At 60.3% G+C, this 18,580-nt stretch carries 16 protein-coding genes and 1 pseudogene; 5 read left to right on the plus strand and 12 right to left on the minus strand.

The window, feature by feature from the left end; translation table 11 throughout:
• Positions 1–44: 44 nt before the first annotated feature.
• Positions 45–1,253 (plus strand): aminotransferase class V-fold PLP-dependent enzyme, encoded by a 1,209-nt coding sequence (locus AAC126_RS05195; protein WP_339850699.1) that lies wholly within the window; start codon positions 45–47, stop codon positions 1,251–1,253.
• A 43-nt stretch (positions 1,254–1,296) separates the two neighbouring features.
• Here AAC126_RS05195 and AAC126_RS05200 read toward each other — a convergent pair whose 3' ends face one another.
• Positions 1,297–1,974: a 3-oxoacid CoA-transferase subunit A gene (locus tag AAC126_RS05200; protein WP_339850724.1), complete on the minus strand. Its 678-nt coding sequence runs from the start codon at positions 1,972–1,974 to the stop codon at positions 1,297–1,299.
• A gap of 158 nt (positions 1,975–2,132) precedes the next feature.
• Here AAC126_RS05200 and AAC126_RS05205 point away from each other — a divergent pair, with 158 nt between their 5' ends.
• Entirely contained in the window at positions 2,133–3,347 is a 1,215-nt protein-coding gene (locus AAC126_RS05205; protein ID WP_339850701.1) for a pentapeptide repeat-containing protein, read from the plus strand.
• Positions 3,348–3,356: 9 nt separating this feature from the next.
• Here the strand turns inward: AAC126_RS05205 and AAC126_RS05210 are convergent, their stop codons facing one another.
• From AAC126_RS05210 to AAC126_RS05230, 5 genes are all read right to left on the minus strand, one after another.
• Entirely contained in the window at positions 3,357–4,067 is a 711-nt protein-coding gene (locus AAC126_RS05210) for a hypothetical protein (protein WP_339850703.1), read from the minus strand.
• A 98-nt stretch (positions 4,068–4,165) separates the two neighbouring features.
• The gene (locus AAC126_RS05215; protein WP_339850704.1) at positions 4,166–5,857 is read right to left on the minus strand and encodes an EAL domain-containing protein; all 1,692 of its coding nucleotides are present in this window, start codon (positions 5,855–5,857) and stop codon (positions 4,166–4,168) included.
• Between the two features lie 214 nt (positions 5,858–6,071).
• On the minus strand, positions 6,072–6,782 hold the full coding sequence (locus AAC126_RS05220; protein WP_339850706.1) for an alpha/beta fold hydrolase: 711 nt from the start codon (positions 6,780–6,782) through the stop codon (positions 6,072–6,074).
• Positions 6,783–6,991: 209 nt separating this feature from the next.
• Positions 6,992–7,786 (minus strand): fumarylacetoacetate hydrolase family protein, encoded by a 795-nt coding sequence (locus tag AAC126_RS05225; RefSeq protein ID WP_339850707.1) that lies wholly within the window; start codon positions 7,784–7,786, stop codon positions 6,992–6,994.
• Complete coding sequence (locus tag AAC126_RS05230) at positions 7,783–9,024, minus strand: M20 family metallo-hydrolase (protein ID WP_339850708.1); 1,242 nt, start codon at positions 9,022–9,024, stop codon at positions 7,783–7,785. Before AAC126_RS05230 ends, AAC126_RS05225 begins: the two co-directional genes overlap by 4 nt.
• 193 nt (positions 9,025–9,217) lie before the next feature.
• On the opposite strand from AAC126_RS05230, the gene fghA reads away from it, so the two are divergent.
• Positions 9,218–10,072: an S-formylglutathione hydrolase gene (fghA, locus tag AAC126_RS05235; RefSeq protein WP_339850709.1), complete on the plus strand. Its 855-nt coding sequence runs from the start codon at positions 9,218–9,220 to the stop codon at positions 10,070–10,072.
• Positions 10,073–10,088: 16 nt separating this feature from the next.
• Here the strand turns inward: fghA and AAC126_RS05240 are convergent, their stop codons facing one another.
• Positions 10,089–10,658, minus strand: a complete 570-nt coding sequence (locus tag AAC126_RS05240; RefSeq protein ID WP_339850710.1) for a class I SAM-dependent methyltransferase — start codon at positions 10,656–10,658, stop codon at positions 10,089–10,091.
• A 92-nt stretch (positions 10,659–10,750) separates the two neighbouring features.
• Here AAC126_RS05240 and AAC126_RS05245 point away from each other — a divergent pair, with 92 nt between their 5' ends.
• Positions 10,751–11,974: an MFS transporter gene (locus tag AAC126_RS05245; protein ID WP_339850712.1), complete on the plus strand. Its 1,224-nt coding sequence runs from the start codon at positions 10,751–10,753 to the stop codon at positions 11,972–11,974.
• On the opposite strand, the gene AAC126_RS05250 is transcribed toward AAC126_RS05245, so the two are convergent.
• Positions 11,971–12,936: an alpha/beta hydrolase fold domain-containing protein gene (locus tag AAC126_RS05250; protein WP_339850713.1), complete on the minus strand. Its 966-nt coding sequence runs from the start codon at positions 12,934–12,936 to the stop codon at positions 11,971–11,973. The genes AAC126_RS05245 and AAC126_RS05250 overlap by 4 nt on opposite strands.
• A 149-nt stretch (positions 12,937–13,085) precedes the next feature.
• Positions 13,086–14,636 (minus strand): alkaline phosphatase family protein, encoded by a 1,551-nt coding sequence (locus AAC126_RS05255; RefSeq protein WP_339850715.1) that lies wholly within the window; start codon positions 14,634–14,636, stop codon positions 13,086–13,088.
• A gap of 164 nt (positions 14,637–14,800) precedes the next feature.
• Here AAC126_RS05255 and AAC126_RS05260 point away from each other — a divergent pair, with 164 nt between their 5' ends.
• Positions 14,801–15,901: a M14 family metallopeptidase gene (locus AAC126_RS05260; RefSeq protein WP_339850717.1), complete on the plus strand. Its 1,101-nt coding sequence runs from the start codon at positions 14,801–14,803 to the stop codon at positions 15,899–15,901.
• Positions 15,902–15,992: 91 nt separating this feature from the next.
• On the opposite strand, the gene AAC126_RS05265 is transcribed toward AAC126_RS05260, so the two are convergent.
• The 3 genes and pseudogenes from AAC126_RS05265 to AAC126_RS05275 all read right to left on the minus strand — a co-directional run.
• Positions 15,993–16,886: an OmpA family protein gene (locus tag AAC126_RS05265; RefSeq protein WP_339850718.1), complete on the minus strand. Its 894-nt coding sequence runs from the start codon at positions 16,884–16,886 to the stop codon at positions 15,993–15,995.
• Positions 16,887–17,043: 157 nt separating this feature from the next.
• On the minus strand, positions 17,044–18,294 hold the full coding sequence (locus AAC126_RS05270; protein WP_339850720.1) for an FAD-binding oxidoreductase: 1,251 nt from the start codon (positions 18,292–18,294) through the stop codon (positions 17,044–17,046).
• A gap of 8 nt (positions 18,295–18,302) precedes the next feature.
• Positions 18,303–18,580, minus strand: a pseudogene (locus tag AAC126_RS05275) (3-hydroxyacyl-CoA dehydrogenase); the annotation flags it as partial.

An 18,580-nucleotide genomic window follows, 5' to 3' on the forward strand; every position in this document is an offset into this window, starting at 1 on the left:
TGCTGTACCCGCGCTCCGGCGCAGAGATACAGGGAGCTACGGAGATGTCTGGTTACAACGTTAAACGCGGTCGGAGCCTGCTTAACACCCCCGGCCCAACCAACGTGCCAGAGCAGGTTCAGCAAGCCATGGTGCGCAACCCCCTGGATCTTGGCGATCCGCGCGCACTTTCGATGATCGAGACCTGCTTCCGGGATCTGAAGAAAATCTTCAAGACCGAGCACGAAATTTTCATGTACGCCGCCAACGGCCATGGCGCCTGGGAAGCGGCCCTTGTCAATACCATGTCCCCGGGTGATCTCTTGCTTGTGCCGGAGCTCGGGAATTTCTCAACCGGCTGGGGCGAGATGGCGGAAGCGCTGCAGATGCGCACCGAAACCATCAAGGGCGACTGGCGGCAGGCAATCGATCCGGCCAAGATCAGGGATCGCCTCGCAGCCGACAAAAACCACGAGATCAAGGGCGTCCTGGTGATCCAGACGGATACCGCCACCAGCGTGACCTGCGATGTCCCGGCAATCCGCAAGGCAATTGACGAATCCGGACATCCGGCCCTGCTTTTTGTCGACACGATTCCCACCCTCGCCGTCACCGATTTCCGGATGGATGAATGGGGCGTCGATGTCGCCGTCAGCGCCTCCCAGAAAGGTCTGATGATGCCGCCGGGTCTCGGCTTCGTGGCCGCCTCTCCGAAAGCGCTTGAAGCCCACAAGAAGGCAACATCGCAGCGCCGCTATTGGGACTGGTCGCTGCGGCTCGCGGCGGAAAGCTACCGGACCTTCTGCGGCACCAGCCCGCAGATCCAGCTCTACGGCCTGCGTGCCTCCCTCGACATGCTACTTGAAGAGGGCCTCGAGAATGTCTTCGCACGCCACAAGCGGCTGGCCCGGGCAACCCGGATCGCTGTCGAGCACTGGGGCCAGGCAGGCGCCATGGAGCTGAACGCGATCAATCCGGATCAGTATGCGGACGGCGTGACGACCATCCTGCTGAAGGAAGGTTACGACGGCACGAAGATTCGCGACGTCTGCCGCGATGAATTGCAGTGCGCTCTCGGCGGCGGCTTGCGCAACCTAAGTGGCAAGGCGTTCCGGATTGGCCATATGGGCGATATGAACGAGCCGATGCTCTATGGCGCACTGGCAAGCGTGGAAGCCACCTTCGCCTATCTCGGTGTGCCCTACACGCCCGGCGGTGTCACCAAGGCGATCGAATATCTGGTGGAATGCCGCAAACGCGGCGGCAAGGCCTGAGTTCGTCGGACTAAGGCCTTAACAAAACCGAGCCCGGCCGCCCTCAGGCGGCCGCGGCAAGTGCCGGCACATGGAACACCCGGTCGACGAAAACCCCCGGCGTCACGACGATTTCAGGGTCGATTTCGCCCAGATCGACGATATGACGCGCCTCGACGATGGTGAGATCGGCGGCCGTGGCCATGACCGGCCCGAAGTTCCGGGCGGACTTGTTGTAGATCAGGTTGCCCCACCGGTCGGCCTTCTCGGCCTGAACCAGAGCGACATCGCCTTTCAGGGCATATTCCAGCACATATTCACGTCCGTCGATCTCCCGCACTTCCTTGCCCTCGGCAAGCTGCGTTCCGACGCTGGTGGGTGTGTAGAAAGCGGCAATTCCGGCACCTGCCGCGCGCATGCGCTCGCTAAGCGTTCCCTGTGGCACCAGTTCCAGCTCGATCTTTCCCGCAGCATACAACTCGTCAAAGGCAACCGAGCCGGCGGAACGCGGATAGGAACAGATGATCCGGCGCACCCGGCCCTCTTTCAGCAGGGCAGCGAGACCGCGATCCCCGGTCCCGGCATTGTTCGAGACAACAGTCAGATCCCGGGCGCCCTGGTCGAGTAACGCATGGATAAGGTCCGTCGGCACGCCTGCCGCGCCAAAGCCGGAAATCAGGACAATGCTGCCGTCCTTTACCCCGGACACTGCATCAGCACGAGCATCAACAATCTTGTTAATCGCCACGACCGAACCCCTAATGTGTTGCAATTGAACTATCTGGAAGCCTTTATGCCGATGCTGTGCGGCGCCGTCTAGCCTCGATTATGTGGAAACCAGGGTCAGAAACAGCCCAATTATTAACGATCCCTTAAACAGCATGACGTAGCATGAGGAGCATGAGCTCACTCAATTACATCTCGAAAGAGTCCCTTGAGAACACCCTGCACCAGCACATGCTGTGGCTGGATGATCCGACGCGCGGGAAGCCCGCGGACCTTTCGGATACAAACCTGTTTGGCAGCGATTTCCGCAGCAAGAAGATGCGGAACATCCTGATGCGCGGCGCCAATCTTCAAGGCGCAAATCTGGAAGGTGCCGATCTGACAGGTGCCGATCTGACAGGTGCCGATCTGATGTCCGCCAATTTCCGGGGGGCAAAACTCGAAAAAACCAATTTCACCATGGCGACCATTGCGTCCGTCAATTTCATCGGTGCCGACATGCGGGGCGCAAATCTGTCACGCGCACGGGGACGGATAACAGAGACGAAATGGTCCGGAAGTGACAACGATACCATACCGCTCAATCTGTCTCATGCCAGGCTCCATCACGCCAATATGGAGAGAGCGGATCTGTCCGGCGCAATCCTTGAAGGCGCAGATCTGTCCGGTGCGAATCTGGAACGCACCAATCTGTCCAACGCGAAATTATGTGGCGCTACATTGCGGAACGCCACGCTCGTCGGCGCCGCGCTTGATGCCGCCGATCTGTGCCAATCCATCGCGACAGGCGCCGACCTCAGTGGCGCGACCCTGAAGAATGCGATGGTCCAGGGAGCAAACATGATCGGCGCCCGGATCAAGGATACGGATCTTTCGGGAGTCGACATGAAGAGCGCCCGCTTGCATGCGGCGATGGATCCCCTGTCCGTCGAACTGCACCGGCAGCTCATCGAGCATGATTTTTGGGTTTCGACCGGCGGCTCCCGTGGAGCCCGCGCCGATCTCGACGGCGTCAATCTCGACAATGCGGACCTCAGGAACCTCAATCTCAGCGGTGCCCAATTGCGCGGTGTCAGTTTTCGCGGCGCCCAGTTCAACGGCTCCATGCTGATCCTGGCAAATCTGACGAACTCAGATTTCGAGATGGCCAGCCTGCGCGGCTGCAATCTATCCGGCGCCACGCTCTGGGGATGTAACCTGCGGCGGGCAGACCTCACGGATGCAATTATCCAACCCGCACCGATCAGCACCGGAGACGGCTCCAAGGTCGGCCGTGTCCAGAAAACAAATCTCCGTGCAACGAACCTCGAAAATACCCTTATCGGGCCGCTTAATCCGGATCATGTGTTGATGGATGAGCCAAAAACTCCCTGCCCATCAAATGCTTAACTGAAATTATTAATCCACTGGCCGGTGGGAGCGAACCCTGTGGCGCAACTCGGACAAGCTCACTCCGGAAATACTCTTGAGCGGCAGCAATTCGCCAAGCCCCATACGCAAAGTATGCTCTATCTTTTCTTTTGAGTAGCGCACAACGGGGTCACTCACCGCGAGCGAGAGAGCAGAAGACAACGCTTCCTTGATCCTTGGCCGGTTCGCCAGAATAAGATCGGCAACCTCCGTATCGTACACATAGATCTGCACGCGCCCCAGACACTCGAACTTGTCGACAGTGGGGTCGCCCGTATTCGGCGATGCGACGATTTCGTCCGGAAACGGAATGGCCTGGGTCGAATTGGCCACGGCCAGCATGCGCAACCGGAGCAGGTGAGTCAGCATGGACATCCCCGCGAACACGCCTGTCACCCGCATGATGCCCAGATAATTAGCGCCGCCGACGAGAAGCGTCCCAAAAACCAGATCAGAAAGATAGTTCAGCATGAAGAGCCCGAGGGCCATCAACATACTGACGGACGCAAGAATGGCTGTTGCGACAGTTGCCAGCCAAAGAAAATACGTGAAATCAAGACCTTCGATCGCGACATACGCATTCGCAGAGCTTACAGTCGGAGACTTCCCGCCTTTTCCCGCTGGTTGGGGTTGCGCTTGAGCGGCCGCCGCTGACGGCTCCTTACAGTCATCCTGAATCTGACTCTCGCCCTCAGACACAGAAGCGCTCCCTCATCTCCTGCAGCCTGCAAAGCCGCCAGGAAACAGCCCAGCATGCCGGCACCGCCCGGAAAGCAGCGGTGCCCAGCTGGCAGAGATCAAACAAGGATCGCCATGTCTTCATCGATCCGCTTGCCATATGATCGCGTTTCTCTTAACCGGGCTGCGGCCGCCTCCGGAGTCAGAGGTTTGTCGAACAAATACCCTTGAGCCAAATCGCAGCCATGCTTTCGAATGTCTGCGAATTGTTTGGGTGTTTCAACACCTTCCGCGACGCAAATTGCCCCCATCGCCCTTGTCATGGCAACGATGGCCTGGACAATGGCATTGCTGCCTTTGCTGGTTTCCATCGTCTGAACAAAGGATTTGTCGATCTTCACCACTTTGACCGGCAGATCTATGATGTGAACAAGGGATGAATAGCCGGTGCCAAAATCATCGACAGCCGTCTGCAACCCCATCTCGACAAGCTGATCGAACAAGTGTTTGGCAGCCCTCATGTCGGCGACAATGCTTGTCTCGGTCAGCTCACACTCAAGGGCACTCGGCGCGATCCCGGCATCCTGAAGCAGGTTCGCGAGAAACGGCACCAGCCGGTTCTCGCGAACATCCTCAGCCCCGATATTGAAGGCGATAGGAACCATATTGAGCCCGGCCAACTGCCATTCCTTGATCTGCTCAACAAGCCGTTCGAGAACAATGAATGTCAGATCCGATGCTATGCCGGCCTGCCGGGCAATCGGCAGAAATTCATTCGGTCCCACGAGGCCGCGTTTCGGATGATTCCAGCGGATCAGCGCCTCAAGTCCTGAAATAGCACCCGTATTGCAATCGACCTTTGGCTGGTAGGCCAGCCAGAACTCTTCCTTACGTTCGAATATCGCGCGCCGGAGATCATGCTCGACCACCAGATGCCGGACAGCCTCACGGTGCGTTTCGTCTTCATATATTTCCGCGCTGCCCATCGCCTTCTGCATTGCCGCATTCAGGGCAAACCGGGCCTTGCGCACAATATCCTCGGGATCGAGATCCGGGTCGCTAATCCGGCTGATACCGAAATGCGGAACGATGCGCGCAGCATTTTCGCTCGGCGAATAACTGACCTCGACACAGATGCGCAATTTCTCGACCAAGCCCGTCAGATCATCTGGTCCGTCTTCGGTAGAGACCACAACGCCCAGGGTTGAGTCATCAAGCAAGGCAATTTCGATGACCTCTTCCAGACGGCCCAGCCGGTCCCCCGCCTCCCGGACAATCCTGGCCCGGGTGGCTTCACCCAGCGTCCCGGCGAAAAAGCCGAGACGTCCCAAGGAGATAGCAATAACCATTGCCGTACCGTCGAGGGGGAACTCGCCGACATGAATACGCTGTCCAATACGGCTGCAGAAGCCGACCAGGTTCGGTAATTTGGTCACCGGATCGTTGAAGGCGGCCCATATGAGTTTCTCTTCCAAAGAAACCCTGCTGTGCCGGTCGCGCATGACCAGAAGACAACATCTGGAGCCATTACGGTAAACAACGGACGAGCGGCCTTCCAGCAACAAGCGTGCACCGTCCCCACGGCGGCCGCTTATTTCGATCACATCCCCGTCTCCGCCGGGAACCAGCATGTCGCAATCCGGGAAATAATTAGAGAACGGGCTGCCCACCAACTGCATCGCTGTCAGCCCAAGCGTATCGAGCGCGGACGTATTCGCCGCGATGACAAGCCCGCCAAAATCGATCAGAAACACGCTATCGTGCAGCGCATCGAACGAACTGAACTGATCGGCAATATCGATGTCACTCATGAATGGTCCAGCAGTCTATTCCAGGGAGTCAACCAGCCGGCGGGAACGGTCTACAGTACTGTAAACCATCAACCGGGCACTTTAAGCCAAACAAGCCTAATAAATAGTAAACGCGCCAAGTCTTCCTTCGTTCAGCACTTTCAAAAACAATGATTTTCGGATTTGCCCACAGCTCTGATAACAGCACAACATTGTTCAGCTGGCAGGGGCGTCATTATTGGCAGGCTTCTTCCAGCACAGCGGTAAGCTCATCCGGCATGTCGACCATGATATCATGCCCGCAAGGCAAGCTGCGGACATCCCAGTCCGGGTCACCGCTCAGTTTCTCGACACACGCATCGAACTGCGGGGCTTTATAGCCGCCTGCCCGGACATAATATTTGCCGGATATGCCGTCCACCGCGCCAGTCAGCCGGACCGGTTGCGTAAAACAGGAAATCGGGAAGTTCGTGCATTTCGCATCGACCCAGGCCTGATCCGCCTCGTTCACACGAAACGACGCGGCCGGGGTCGGCGGCATCCACCATCCCTCGCCGACGGATCTGATTTGTTCGAAAGCCAGCTCGACCCGCTCGGGCGGACGCGAATCCATTGCGCTTTCCCCGTCGGAGGGCACAAAGGCATCGACATAGACCAGCGACTTGATCCGCCGGGCTTCCCGGTCCGCCGCCCCGGTAATCACCATACCGCCATAGGAATGCCCGCACAGAACCACGGACTCCAGATCCTCCCAGGACAGCAGATTGGCAATATCAAGGATATGGGTCTGCAGCCTGACTGACGGAGACAGCAGATGCGAGCGATCGGCAAGGCCAGTCAGTGTCGGTGTATAAACATCGTGCCCGGCGGCGCGCAGCCGGTCGGCGACCCGCCGCCAGCACCAGCCACCATGCCACGCCCCATGAACCAATACGAAAGTCGCCATACCCAAGCCGTTCCCGAACTATCGCCCGTCAAACCCACACAATTTCCATGGTCGTACAAGACCGCGGGATGGTGACACCAGCTGGTGTGTCCGACAAGCGCTGTAAAACCTCTGGCGCATTTCATCAGAAAATTGGTTCGCCTGACACAAAATCATTGGCGGCAAAAATCAACCGAATCGCGGGTCCTTGGCCGGGCTCTTCCTCCCGGTCAGGTGAAATTCACCTCGATCCTGCCAAGCTCGCCAAGATCCGCGATACACTGGGCCGGCTCGTCGAAATGCACGGTCTTGACGATACTGCCGAGGAGAACAAATTCTCCGGCTTTCAGAGGCCGTTCCTGTTTGCGGCGCAGATTTGCGAGCCAGGCAAGAGCCTCGAGCGGGTGGCCCAGTATGTCGGCCCCGATACCGGCTCCGGCTTCGTCCCCATCGATATAGAGATTGCCCGTAATGGCCGCTAAATCGAGATGCTGCCAGTTCAGTACCGGCACCCCGAGGACCGCGCCGGAATTGAAAAAATTGTCCGCCACAAGCATTGGCACCGGCAGGGACGGGTAATCGACATAGCGGTCATCGACAAGCTCCACCGCCGGCAACACGGCCTCGACATAACCGCCGGCCGTCTCCCGGGTGAATGCCTCGTCCTTGACCATGTCATGCGAGAGCAAGACCCCGATTTCGACCTCGATCCCGATCCGGTGATACAGCTCTATCTGAACATCGGCGCGCTCATGGAATTCCATGGTCGCGAATATCTCGCCGGCGCATGGCTCGCTGATCTTCATATAGTCCTGCATCACCTTGGTGGTGCAGCCGATCTTGTGACCGACAACCGGACCGAAACCCGCCTGTGTCAGGTGCGCGTTCAGCTGGTTCTGCAGCTCATATCCTTCCGCGACCGTGGCCGGCATGAGCGGGCCGGGGAGACGGTCAGTCGGTCCACCGCCGAGGCGCGACGCTGCGAGGATCTCGACAGCGCGCGCCGTGTTTTCGGCTGAGGTCATGGTGTCTCCTTCTGGGAGGTTTTAAGGATGGACGCAGCGGCATCGGCGAGCACCTGGCACCCGGCGACAATGTCCTCCTCATGGCTGTCCTCGGCAAAATCGTGGCTGATGCCGCCGATGGACGGAATAAACAACATGGCACAGGGCAGCGCTTCGCTGAGCACCATCGGATCGTGTCCGGCCGCGCTCGGCATCCGCCGCCATTTGCCCGGGGACGTCTTCTCCGCGGCAGCCGACAGATGATCCTGAAAGCTTTCATCCATGTCCGACGGCGGAACCGGTGTGCGCGAGCGTTCGGCACTGGCCTTGATGCGGCCCTCCGCATTCACTTCCGCGATCAGCTCCGCGACGATCTCCTCGAACTTGTCGAGCAACGCTTCCTCGCTGTCCCGGAACTGCAGGGTAAGCTCGGCATAGCCCGGCACGATCGAGGCCGCGCCCGGTTCGATCACCACGCGCCCAAGCGTCCAGACCGTCGTCGGCTTGGCATGTTTCGGGAATTCCTCATGGATCCGGCTCGCAACCCGGAAAAGCGCCGTCGCCGCATCCTTACGGCGCGCCATCGTGGTGGTGCCGGCATGGTTCTGCTCGCCCACGAATTTAAGCGTCATGCCGCGAATACCAACGATGCCGGTGACGACACCGATCTGCTCTCCGGCCTCTTCCAGCCAGGCGCCCTGCTCGATATGCGCCTCGAGATAGCCGACATAGCGGCCCTCTTCCATCCGCAGGCGCGGCACATCGGTCAGCCCGGCATCCTTCAGCGCATCGGTCAGCTTCACGCCGTCCCGGTCGGTCGCGTTTGCTTCCACTTCGGGATCAAGGGTGCCGATCCACGACCGGGAGCCGATGCAGCCATAGAAACGGCTTTCCTCGTCCTGCCAGGAGATCACATCGACCGCGAGGTCGGAGGTCTCCGGGTCTTCCGCCAGCGCGCGCGCCACCTCGAGACCATAGATCACACCAAGGGCACCATCCAGCCAGCCGCCACGCGGCTGCGTGTCCGAATGGGAGCCGACGATCAGGGCCGGACCGTTCTTCCTGGAGCGGCCCAGCACATTCGCGACACCATCGAGTGTCGTGTCCAGCCCGGCTTCTTCGAAACGCTTCTTCAGCCAGCGGCGTGCTTCGAGATCCTTTTCGCTCAAGGCGGGCCTGACGACCCCCGTCTCGACCGCTCCGATGGAGCGCAGGGTTTTCAGATCGTTCAGCAGGCGCTCGGCATTGATCTTAGGCATGGGGTCCCTCTTATTAAGTCAGCGGGCATCCTAAAGATCTAAGGCGCCGGACATAACCCCGATAACCCGAATGGGACCTTTCTTGGCTCCTTCCCGCCGTTTTAACGGAACCGTTCCGCCCGCCGCCACCATGGTGTAGCCTCCGGCCGAACGCACGACAAAGGCCCAACCGCACGACAGAGGATAGCGCCCAATGACCGCACCGGCCCTGACAACCATCTCCGAAGCCAAGGCTTTCGGTGGAAAGCAGTTCGTCTTTTCCCATGCCTCGGAAGAGACCGGGACCGATATGCGTGTTGCGGTCTATCTGCCGCCTGCGGCGGAGACAGCAAAGGTGCCGGCACTCTGGTTCCTCTCCGGGCTGACATGCACCGAAGACAACTTCACCGTGAAAGCCGGTGCACAGCGATATGCATCCGAGTTGGGAATCGCCCTGATCGCTCCGGACACCAGTCCGCGCGGCGACTCCGTTCCGGACGACCCGGATGGCGCTTATGATTTCGGCCTCGGCGCCGGTTTCTACGTCGATGCGACGGAAGCCCCATGGTCCGCCAATTACAGGATGCGCAGCTATATCGAGAAGGAGCTGCCCGCTCTGCTTGGTCAAGCACAGCCTCTCGACATGGCCCGGCAGGCTATCACCGGTCATTCCATGGGCGGCCACGGGGCATTGACCATCGCTTTGAGAAACCCGGACCGCTTCAAAAGCGTTTCCGCTTTTGCGCCAATCTGCTCACCAATGAACTGCCCGTGGGGTGACAAGGCGCTGACCGGCTATATCGGCCCGGACAAGGCCGACTGGCGGCAATATGACGCCTGCGCCCTGATCGAGGATGGCGCCCGGGTTCCCGAAATCCTGGTCGATCAGGGTTTGGCGGATGGTTTTCTGGAAGGCCAACTCAAGCCGGAATTACTGGAAGCGGCTTGCGGCAGCTCCGGCATCGGCCTGACGATGCGACGCCAGGACGGCTATGATCATTCCTATTATTTCATCGCCAGCTTCATGGAAGATCACCTGCGCTGGCATGCGGAGCGGCTGGCACTTTAGTGCCGCCTTCCGCGCATTACCCGGGAGCCCGATACCGGTAAATAGTGGCGCTCATGGATTCCGGCACAGTTTCGGTTCCTTCAACCGGCCAGTCCGGTAATGCGAAAGTGCTTGTGATCACAATAGCACCCGGCTTCAGCTCACCGGCGAGCTTCCGTTGCAAACCACGCATCGGTACGACCATCAGGTAACAGAACACGAGATCCGCATCCGAAAGATCGCTCTTCAGGAAATCGGCCCTGCGGATTTCGAGGTTCGCCCGGCGCTGTAGAAGTCTCCGTATATGGCAGACGAGCCAGGGCAGCGGCGAAAGCTCGATGGCGACCACCCGTGCCTCCGGATAGCGCGCCGCCAGTTCGAAGGCGATGCCGCCCCAACCGCAGCCCAGCTCATAGATCGTCGCCGGAGCAAGCCTGTCCGGAATCATCCGGAAGACGGCGCGGCGGACCGATGGATGCGACGGCATGGGCGGCACACCGGTGCGCACGGTGTAATAAAGGATCGAGAGGCCGCCGAGCAGCAACACGGCAAACAGCACGGTTTCAAGCACTCCATGATCCAGCAATTCGCGAAGGAGATTGCTCAATCCGGGGGCTTGCGTGCTAAATTGGTCACCCATCCTCATACGCCCTTGCCCGCTCAATCGAGGCGGCAGCGTAACAGTAACCCGGAATATCCATGTCTTTCTCCGAACGTCTGACCGGACTCCCGCTCCGGGAAAACATTCCCATCACTCTCGTCGGCCTCGGCCACGGCGCCATCCACTGGACGGACGCAGTCTTCTACCTGCTGCTCCCGGCCCTGTCGACGGCGCTGGGTCTCAGCTATACGGAGACCGGGGCGCTGGTCAGTGTTTTCCATTTCAGCGCGTTCGCCGCGAACTTCGTCAGCGGTCCGCTGGTGGACCTTTCCGGCCGCCGCGTGATCTTTCAGATATTGTCCGTCGCCGTTGGTGCATTGGCGCTGATGGCGATGGGGCTCGCCACCACCTTCTTTGCCCTCGCCGGACTTGTGGTGGTGCTCGGCGTGACCAGCAATCTCTGGCATCCACCGGCAATCTCCTTCCTGTCGAACCGCTATCCGAAAAACCGGGGCTATGCGCTGTCCATTCACGGGCTCGGCGCCAGTGCCGGCGATACGGTCGCGCCCCTGACCGCCGGCGCCCTGATGGCCACATTCGGCTGGCAACAGGCAGCGGAGATCTCCGCCGTGCCCGCACTTGCCGTCGCGGTCATCCTGGCTGTGGGGCTGATGCGCTATGAGACGAAAAAAGCAGAGGGCACGGCAGCACGCGGTGTCGGTCTTTCCGAGTATTTCGCCGGGATCCGTTCGGTGATCGCCAACAAGGCCATTCTCGGACTCTGCGTGATGAGTGGCTTCCGTTCCATGACACAGGGCGGCCTGCTGGCCTTCCTGCCGCTTTATCTCGCGGACGTCATGCATTCAGGTCCCGTCATGATCGGCGTTGCCATGGCCGCGATGCAGGTTGGCGGTGTGATCGCCACACCGGCAGCTGGGATCTGGTCGGACCGGGTCGGACGACGCACGGTCGTGCTCGCCGGGCTGAGCGCTTCCACCGTCCTGATTACCAGCCTGACCTTCCTCGGCAGCGAAGCGGCCTTCGTCGCCGGGATATCCCTGCTCGGCTTCGTGCTCTATGCGGTGCGGCCCGTCGTGCATAGCTGGATGATGGACCTGACACCGGATCATCTCGGAGGATCGGCCACCAGCCTGATGTTCGGCACGCAGAGCGGCTTCTCCATCGTCATGCCGATCATCGGCGGCATGCTGGCGGACCAGTACGGTCTCGCCTCGGTCTTTTACATGCTGGCGGGAACCATCCTGATGACCAACATCCTGACCCTCGGCCTGCCGAAAGAGCGCCCCGGGACCTCAGCCTAGGAGAGGTTCCGCCGGATTGCGGCAGAGGCATCGCCGATCAGCTCATGCGCCTGATCGACCATCCGGGTCAGGTTGATGAACGCGTGGCAGACCCCGGGATAGAGCTTGTATTCAACGGGCACTCCTGCAGCCTTCATCCGCTCATGCATGTGGATGGAATCGTCCCGCAGCGGATCGAGACCGGCCGGATAAAGCTGGGTCGGCGGCAATCCGGCCAGATCCGCTTTCAGCGGGCATGCGAGAGGGTTTTCCGCGTCCGCATCATCGCGCAGATAGTGGCTCCAGTACCAGCGCATGGAAGCTGTCGAGAGACCAAAGGAGCCATCGCCGAACAATGTATGGGACTCATCTTCGAGACCCCGGTCGAAGCAGCCGTAGAACAGGGTCAGGGAGCGGATCGGGCTGTCGCCCTTGTCACGCAGGGCAAGCGCCGCCCCAAGGGCGAGGTTGGCACCGGCACTGTCACCGCCAACGGCGATCTTTTTCGTATCCAGCCCCCAGTCAGCCCCATGGTCCCGGACATACTCGATCGCCGCGACGCAATCCTGCAGCGGGGCCGGGAACTTGTGCTCTGGCGCAAGCCGGTAATCGACGGCAACAACGGCGCAGCCGCTTTCCAGAGCCAGACAGCGCATTGCCCGGTGATGGGTCTCAAGCGAGCCGACGACCCAGCCGCCGCCATGGAAATAAACCAGCACCGGCGCCGGGCGCGGCACGTCCGGATAAAGCAGTCGCACCCGGATCGGGCCGTTCGGGCCGTCGATATGTTCCTCGCGGACATCCGCCATTTCCGGCAGGTCCTGGTTCCACCAGGACCGCTCCGCTTCCATCCGGGCGCGGGATTCCGGCGGACTTGGATTCACGGGGAGCGGCGGAAGCCCTTCCTCTTCGACGATCTTCACCATCCGTTCCATGGCTTTCGCCATCTGCGGATCAATCGAATAATCGGCTGCTTCGCTCATAACATCCCCCGAATGCGCTCGCTGTTTTCAGTAACTTAGCAGCGCTTTACGCGCACCGCCAAGGTGCGGCACGGAACCGGATCAGTATCAATTGGCGAAGGATGATTACGGTTTCTCAGAATCGCTCCGCGAGGCTCCGCCAGACTCGTTTAAAAACGCTCCGCGAAGCTCCGCTCCACCGGCCCGTCCGCCGTAACATCGATCCCGTTCAGGGTGCGTTCGCTCATCGCCTGACGCCAGGACAGCATGCCACGCGCCGCCGCAAGTTCCTCTGCCGCATAGTCAGGATTGCCGGAAAGATTCACCAGTTCATCCGGATCATTCTCCAGATCGAACAGCAACGGGGGCAAGGCGGCGAAATGGACATATTTGAACCGGCCTTCCCGCCGCACCGCGAGCTGGCACTGATCGAGCCGCAAACCGAGTTCTTTTTCCGGTACTCCGCCGGTGACATCCCTGAAATCAAACTCCCAATGCGCCGCATCACGCCATGTGGACGGCTCCGTGCCTTCAAGAAACGGCAACAGGGAGCGGCCATCATATTGCAGTGGTGTGGGGATGCCGGACCATTCCGCCAGGGTTGGCGCGATATCGATGGATTCCGTGAACCGATCCACCCTGACGCCGCGCGGATTGTGCGCTCCCGGCATCCGGACGATGAGCGGGATATGATAGCTCTGCTCGAAATAGCCGAGCTTGCCGAACAAATGATGGTCGCCCAGCATTTCGGCATGATCGCTGGTCAGCACGATCAGCGTATCTTCATAGGCCCCGGCCTTCTTCAGCCCTTCGACCAGACGGCCGAGCTGCGCATCAACTTCCGCCACCATGGCGAAATAGACCGCCCGCACGGCACGGATTTCCTCGTCGCTCCAGTCCGTCACCAGCCGGTCACCGCCACCGGGCACAAAGGACTTGCCGGGCACACGGTCCAGCATGAAGCGCAGGAACGGATGCTGTGCCGCTTCCGCTTCGACCGACTCCGCCCTGCTCGGCTCCGGTACCAGCGCATCATCGATCATGGAATTATAGGGCTCCGGCACCGAAAACGGCGGGTGTGGCCGGATAAAGGAAAGATGCGCGAACCAGGGTTTGTCCGCATCCTGTTGCCCCAGATAATCGAGGAACCGTTCGGTGATATAGCCGGTCTCCGTATGCTCGGGGGCAAATTTTGGCGTCAGATCCGCCCGGCTGAAAGGACCGTCCTGCGGCACCGCCCCATAGACTCCCTTGAGACCACCGGACGCGTCCTCCCCCTTGCCCTCCAGCCAGTGCAGCCAGTCGAGCGCATGTTCGTCGTATCGCGTGTGCCGCTCGAACCCCGGCAGCACTTCTTCATAGGTGGTGAGCCGCGGGTCTTTCGGATGCCGGGTGCGCGGATCGAGGGTCTGGTCCGTATAGCCGAGCAGGACCGGGCCATAACCGGCCCGGCGCCCTTCCTGCGCAATATTGGTGAAACGCGCATCCAGAGGGCTGCCATTACGGCAGACCCGATGGTTCATCTGGTAGAGCCCGGTATAGAGCGAGGCGCGGGCCGGCGAGCACGGTGCGGCCTGACAATAATGCCGCTCGAACAGAACCCCGTCCGCTGCCAGTGCATCGATATTGGGTGTCCGCACAGCCGGATGACCGAGGATAGAGAGACAGTCGCCACGCCACTGATCGGCGGTAATAAGCAGGATGTTCCCGGGTAACGCCATGACGCCTCGCACTCACACACTTCAGGAAATTGAGCGGCAACGCTGCCAACTTGTCCCGATCAGCTCAACAGATATTTCCGTTACGGCAATGGCGCCGGGGCATGGCTGTTTGCTACTCTGTTCCCCTTCACGGCTTTCGCCACCTTCCCCATGGACTGGACCAGATGAGCATCCTCGAATTCATCGATCACGCATTTTCCGACGATTACCGTCAGGCGCGCGAGCGCTTTCTCGCCGCGGCCGAGCGCGAAGGCGCCACGGTCACGACCTACGAGAATCCGAACAAGGGCCCCTACGGCGAAACCCTCGCCTGTGACGCCGCCTGGGTTGGGCCGAAAGATGCGAAGAAGGTTCTGGTGACGATCTCCTCCACCCACGGCGTGGAAGGTTTCTGCGGCTCGGGTGCACAGATCGACTGGTTCCTGTCCGGCGCCCGGCAAGGGCTCGAGGCGGACATGGCGGCGCTGCACATCCACGCACTGAACCCACACGGCTTCGCCTGGCTGCGCCGTGTGACGGAAGAAGGCTGCGACCTGAACCGGAACTATATCGATTTCACCAAGCCCGTTCCGGAAAACCCGGGCCATGACGAGCTGGTCGATGCCCTCGTCCCGCCGTCCCTCGACGACGAAACCATGGCCAAGGCGAAGGAAAAGATCGCCAAATACCGGGCGGATCATGGCGAAAGCGCCTTCCAGACAGCCCGCAAGGCCGGTCAGTACAAGCATGCGCACAGCATGTTCTTTGGCGGTTTCGGCCCTTCATGGGCGCGCCAGACGCTGGAGAAGATCATCCGCGACTTCACGCTGGCTGACCGCGCGCTGGTCAGCGTTATCGATTACCACACAGGCCTCGGTCCCTATGGTTATGGCGAGCCGATCTGCGCGCATCTGCCGGGCAGTGCAGGCATGAAGCGGGTTGTCGAGATGTATGGCGATTCCGTCGGTGTGCCGGAACTCGGCACCTCTTCCTCCATCCCGCTGCACGGCACCTCCCGCGAGATGTGGAATGCAGAGCTTGGCGACAATTACACCTATGTTGCCCTGGAATACGGCACCTTCCCGACGGACCGCGGTTTGCTTGTGCTGCGCGAGGATCACTGGCTGCACAATCAGGGCGACGTTGACTGGTCGGCACCGGAAACCAAGCGCATCAAGCAGCAGATCCGAGATCACTATTCCCCGGACAAGGCCGACTGGAAGGAAATGGTGCTGTGGCGCTCCCGCCAGATCATCCGGCAGACCATCGAAGGCATGGCCGAATAAGGATGACGGGTTGCCGGATACGGATTTCATGAATCCGGAGCAAAAAATAAGGCCGCCCGAGGGCGGCCTTATTCGTATTATGTCCCGCTGATTAGCGGATGATTTCGATCTTCACGCGGCGGTTTTCCGGCTCGCGAACGCCGTCCTCGGTCTTCTTCTTGTTGTTCTTCTCGCCATAGACCTTGATCTCTGTCGCATCAGCGATCTTCTTGTTGGATCGAATGTCGAGTGCACTGAGAACGGCCTTCGCCCGGCGATCCGCAAGCTTCATGTTGTAGGTCTCGGAACCGGCCCGGTCGGTATAACCGGACAGGATGATCGTGCTGGCTTTCATTTCATCAACCGCAATGCCGGCTTCGGAGATGATCTGGCTGGCCGCATCAGTGATCGCGTCCGAATCAAAGTCGAAATTGACAGTGTAGGTCGCGGCCATCCGCAGCGGAGCCTTCGGCGCCGGAGCAGGAGCTGCAACCGGTGCTGCCGGAACCTGCGCAAGAGCGGAGCGCACGGCGTTCATCGATGCCATGTAGTCCGCACGGCACCGGGCGATATCGTCAGGCTGGAAGTTTTCTTCCTGCTCCTGCATCCAGCACTCGAATGAGGCCTGGGCCTGAGCGGCGTTGACGGATGCCTTTTCGGTTGCCGTAGCAGCCAGAGCTTCGACAAGTTCGCGGCGTGCCGTTGCCAGCTCGCCCTTGTTGGCTGCCGGAATATTACGCGCGCTCATCTCTTCCGGCGTGGTCGGATTGTTGCCTGCGGCGGAAATCGCCCGCAGCGCGAACACATCTGAATCCGCGTAGTCGCCCTCAAGGAATTCGAGTTCGGAGAGAGCCATATATTCCTTGTACAGCGCTGTGCTGAAGGCGCTTCCCCCTGGCTCAACCTTGCGAGCATTGTCGAGCTGCATACCGGCACAGCCGGATAGAAGTACCACGCCGAATACGGCGACGGACTTTTTCAATGTTGGGTTCTGAAAGCGTTTCATGCTTCTCCCTTTCATGCTGGAATCTCATAAGCGCCGGTGAGTCCCCAAGAGACTCTTAGCTGATGGCGCGCCGCAAGCAATGGTTTTCTCACTATAGAGAGTAGCGGGCCGGATTTGTCAGAAACTCGTAATATGGACAGAGCAAGGAAACCGGCCCCTAGAAACGGCCGGCGCTGAACGGTCCCAGGTCGATAGAAGGATCCCGTCCGGCGACAAGATCCGCCAGCAGGTTTCCCGTACGAGCCGCCAGGGTCAGCCCGATATGTCCGTGACCGAAGCCAAGGAACACATTCTGCAGTCCCGGCGCGGCCCCAATCACAGGCTTGCTATCCGGCGTCGACGGCCGAAACCCGAGCCATTCCCGGGTAATAGTGTCTCCTAATCCCGGCAGCGCTTTCCGCGCCAGCGGCAGCATGCGCCTGATCCGCCTGAAGTCCGGCGCAGCGTCAACACCGGCGAATTCGATGCCGCTGGTCAGCCGGATGCCGTCCTGCATCGGCGCCAACACGAAACTGTGATCACCAACCACAACCGGCCGGCCCAGCTTCGGTCCGCCGTCCGAGATAATATTCAGGTGATACCCGCGTTCCGTGTCCAGCGGCACTTTGAAGCCGAGCATCTTGCAAACCCGACCGGACCAGGCCCCGGCGCAGACCACGACACTGTCCGCCTCATGCATGCCGAGATCCGTAACCACCTTTTGCACACGACTGCCGTCGAATTCGAACCGCGTCACCTTCTCCCCCAGGAACCGGCCGCCGAGCCCGATGAAGGCTTTGGCGTAGGCTTCGGTCAGCTTGACCGGACTGGTGACAAAATGGTTATCCGGCTGGAAGGCGCCATGGGTGAAACGCGGCGACAGGGACGGCTCCAGCTGACGCAGCTCGTCCTGGTTCAGGATCTGCAGGTTGCCGCCATGCCGGATGATCGTCTCCCGCTCTCCGAGGGTTCCGGCGAATGATTTCTCACCGGTATAGACCTTGAGCCAGCCGAGCGGCTTCACGATGCCCTCGATCCCATGCGCCTTCATCAGGGACAGATGCGCGTCTCCGGCCGACGGCACGATGGTCGCCAGCTCACGGGCGATCTGCTCCACCCGTGAGGGACGGCTGGCGGCGAAGAAGCGGACGAACCAGGGCAGCATGCGCGGCAGATAGGACCAGCGGACGGAGATCGCCGAGGCCGGGTCCATCAGCATCTTCGGCAGCTGCTTCAGATTACCGGGCGAGCCCGTCGGATACATCGCACCGATGGCGATCGATCCGGCATTGCCGAACGAGGTGGCGGTGCCGGGAGCTTTCGGATCCAGCACCGTGACCCGGTGCCCCTCCATCTGCAGGCAAAGCGCGGTGGCAACGCCGACGATACCGGCGCCGACAACGATCACGGACTTCCCGGAACCGGTCATTTCAACCTCTATCCTTTCGCCTGAAGCATTTTCAGCAAGGCGATCAGCTTGTCGTCCCGCTCGGCTTCGAGCTGGTCGATGGACCGGCCGGCCGCTTCATCCTCCACGCCGTCGATCAGTTTCTGACGCAAGCCGGCATCCAGTTTTGGCGTCTCCTGCATGGTTTCCCACCAGGCTTCCATGGCCGGGCCGATATGATCGTAGAAATGGCCCATACCGCCCTTGCCGCCCGCCAGACCGAAGATCATGTGCGGCCCCATCAGGGCGAGGCGCAGGCCCGGCCCTT

The organism is uncultured Nisaea sp. (genome assembly GCF_963974195.1).
Taxonomy (GTDB): Bacteria; Pseudomonadota; Alphaproteobacteria; order Thalassobaculales; family Thalassobaculaceae; genus Nisaea.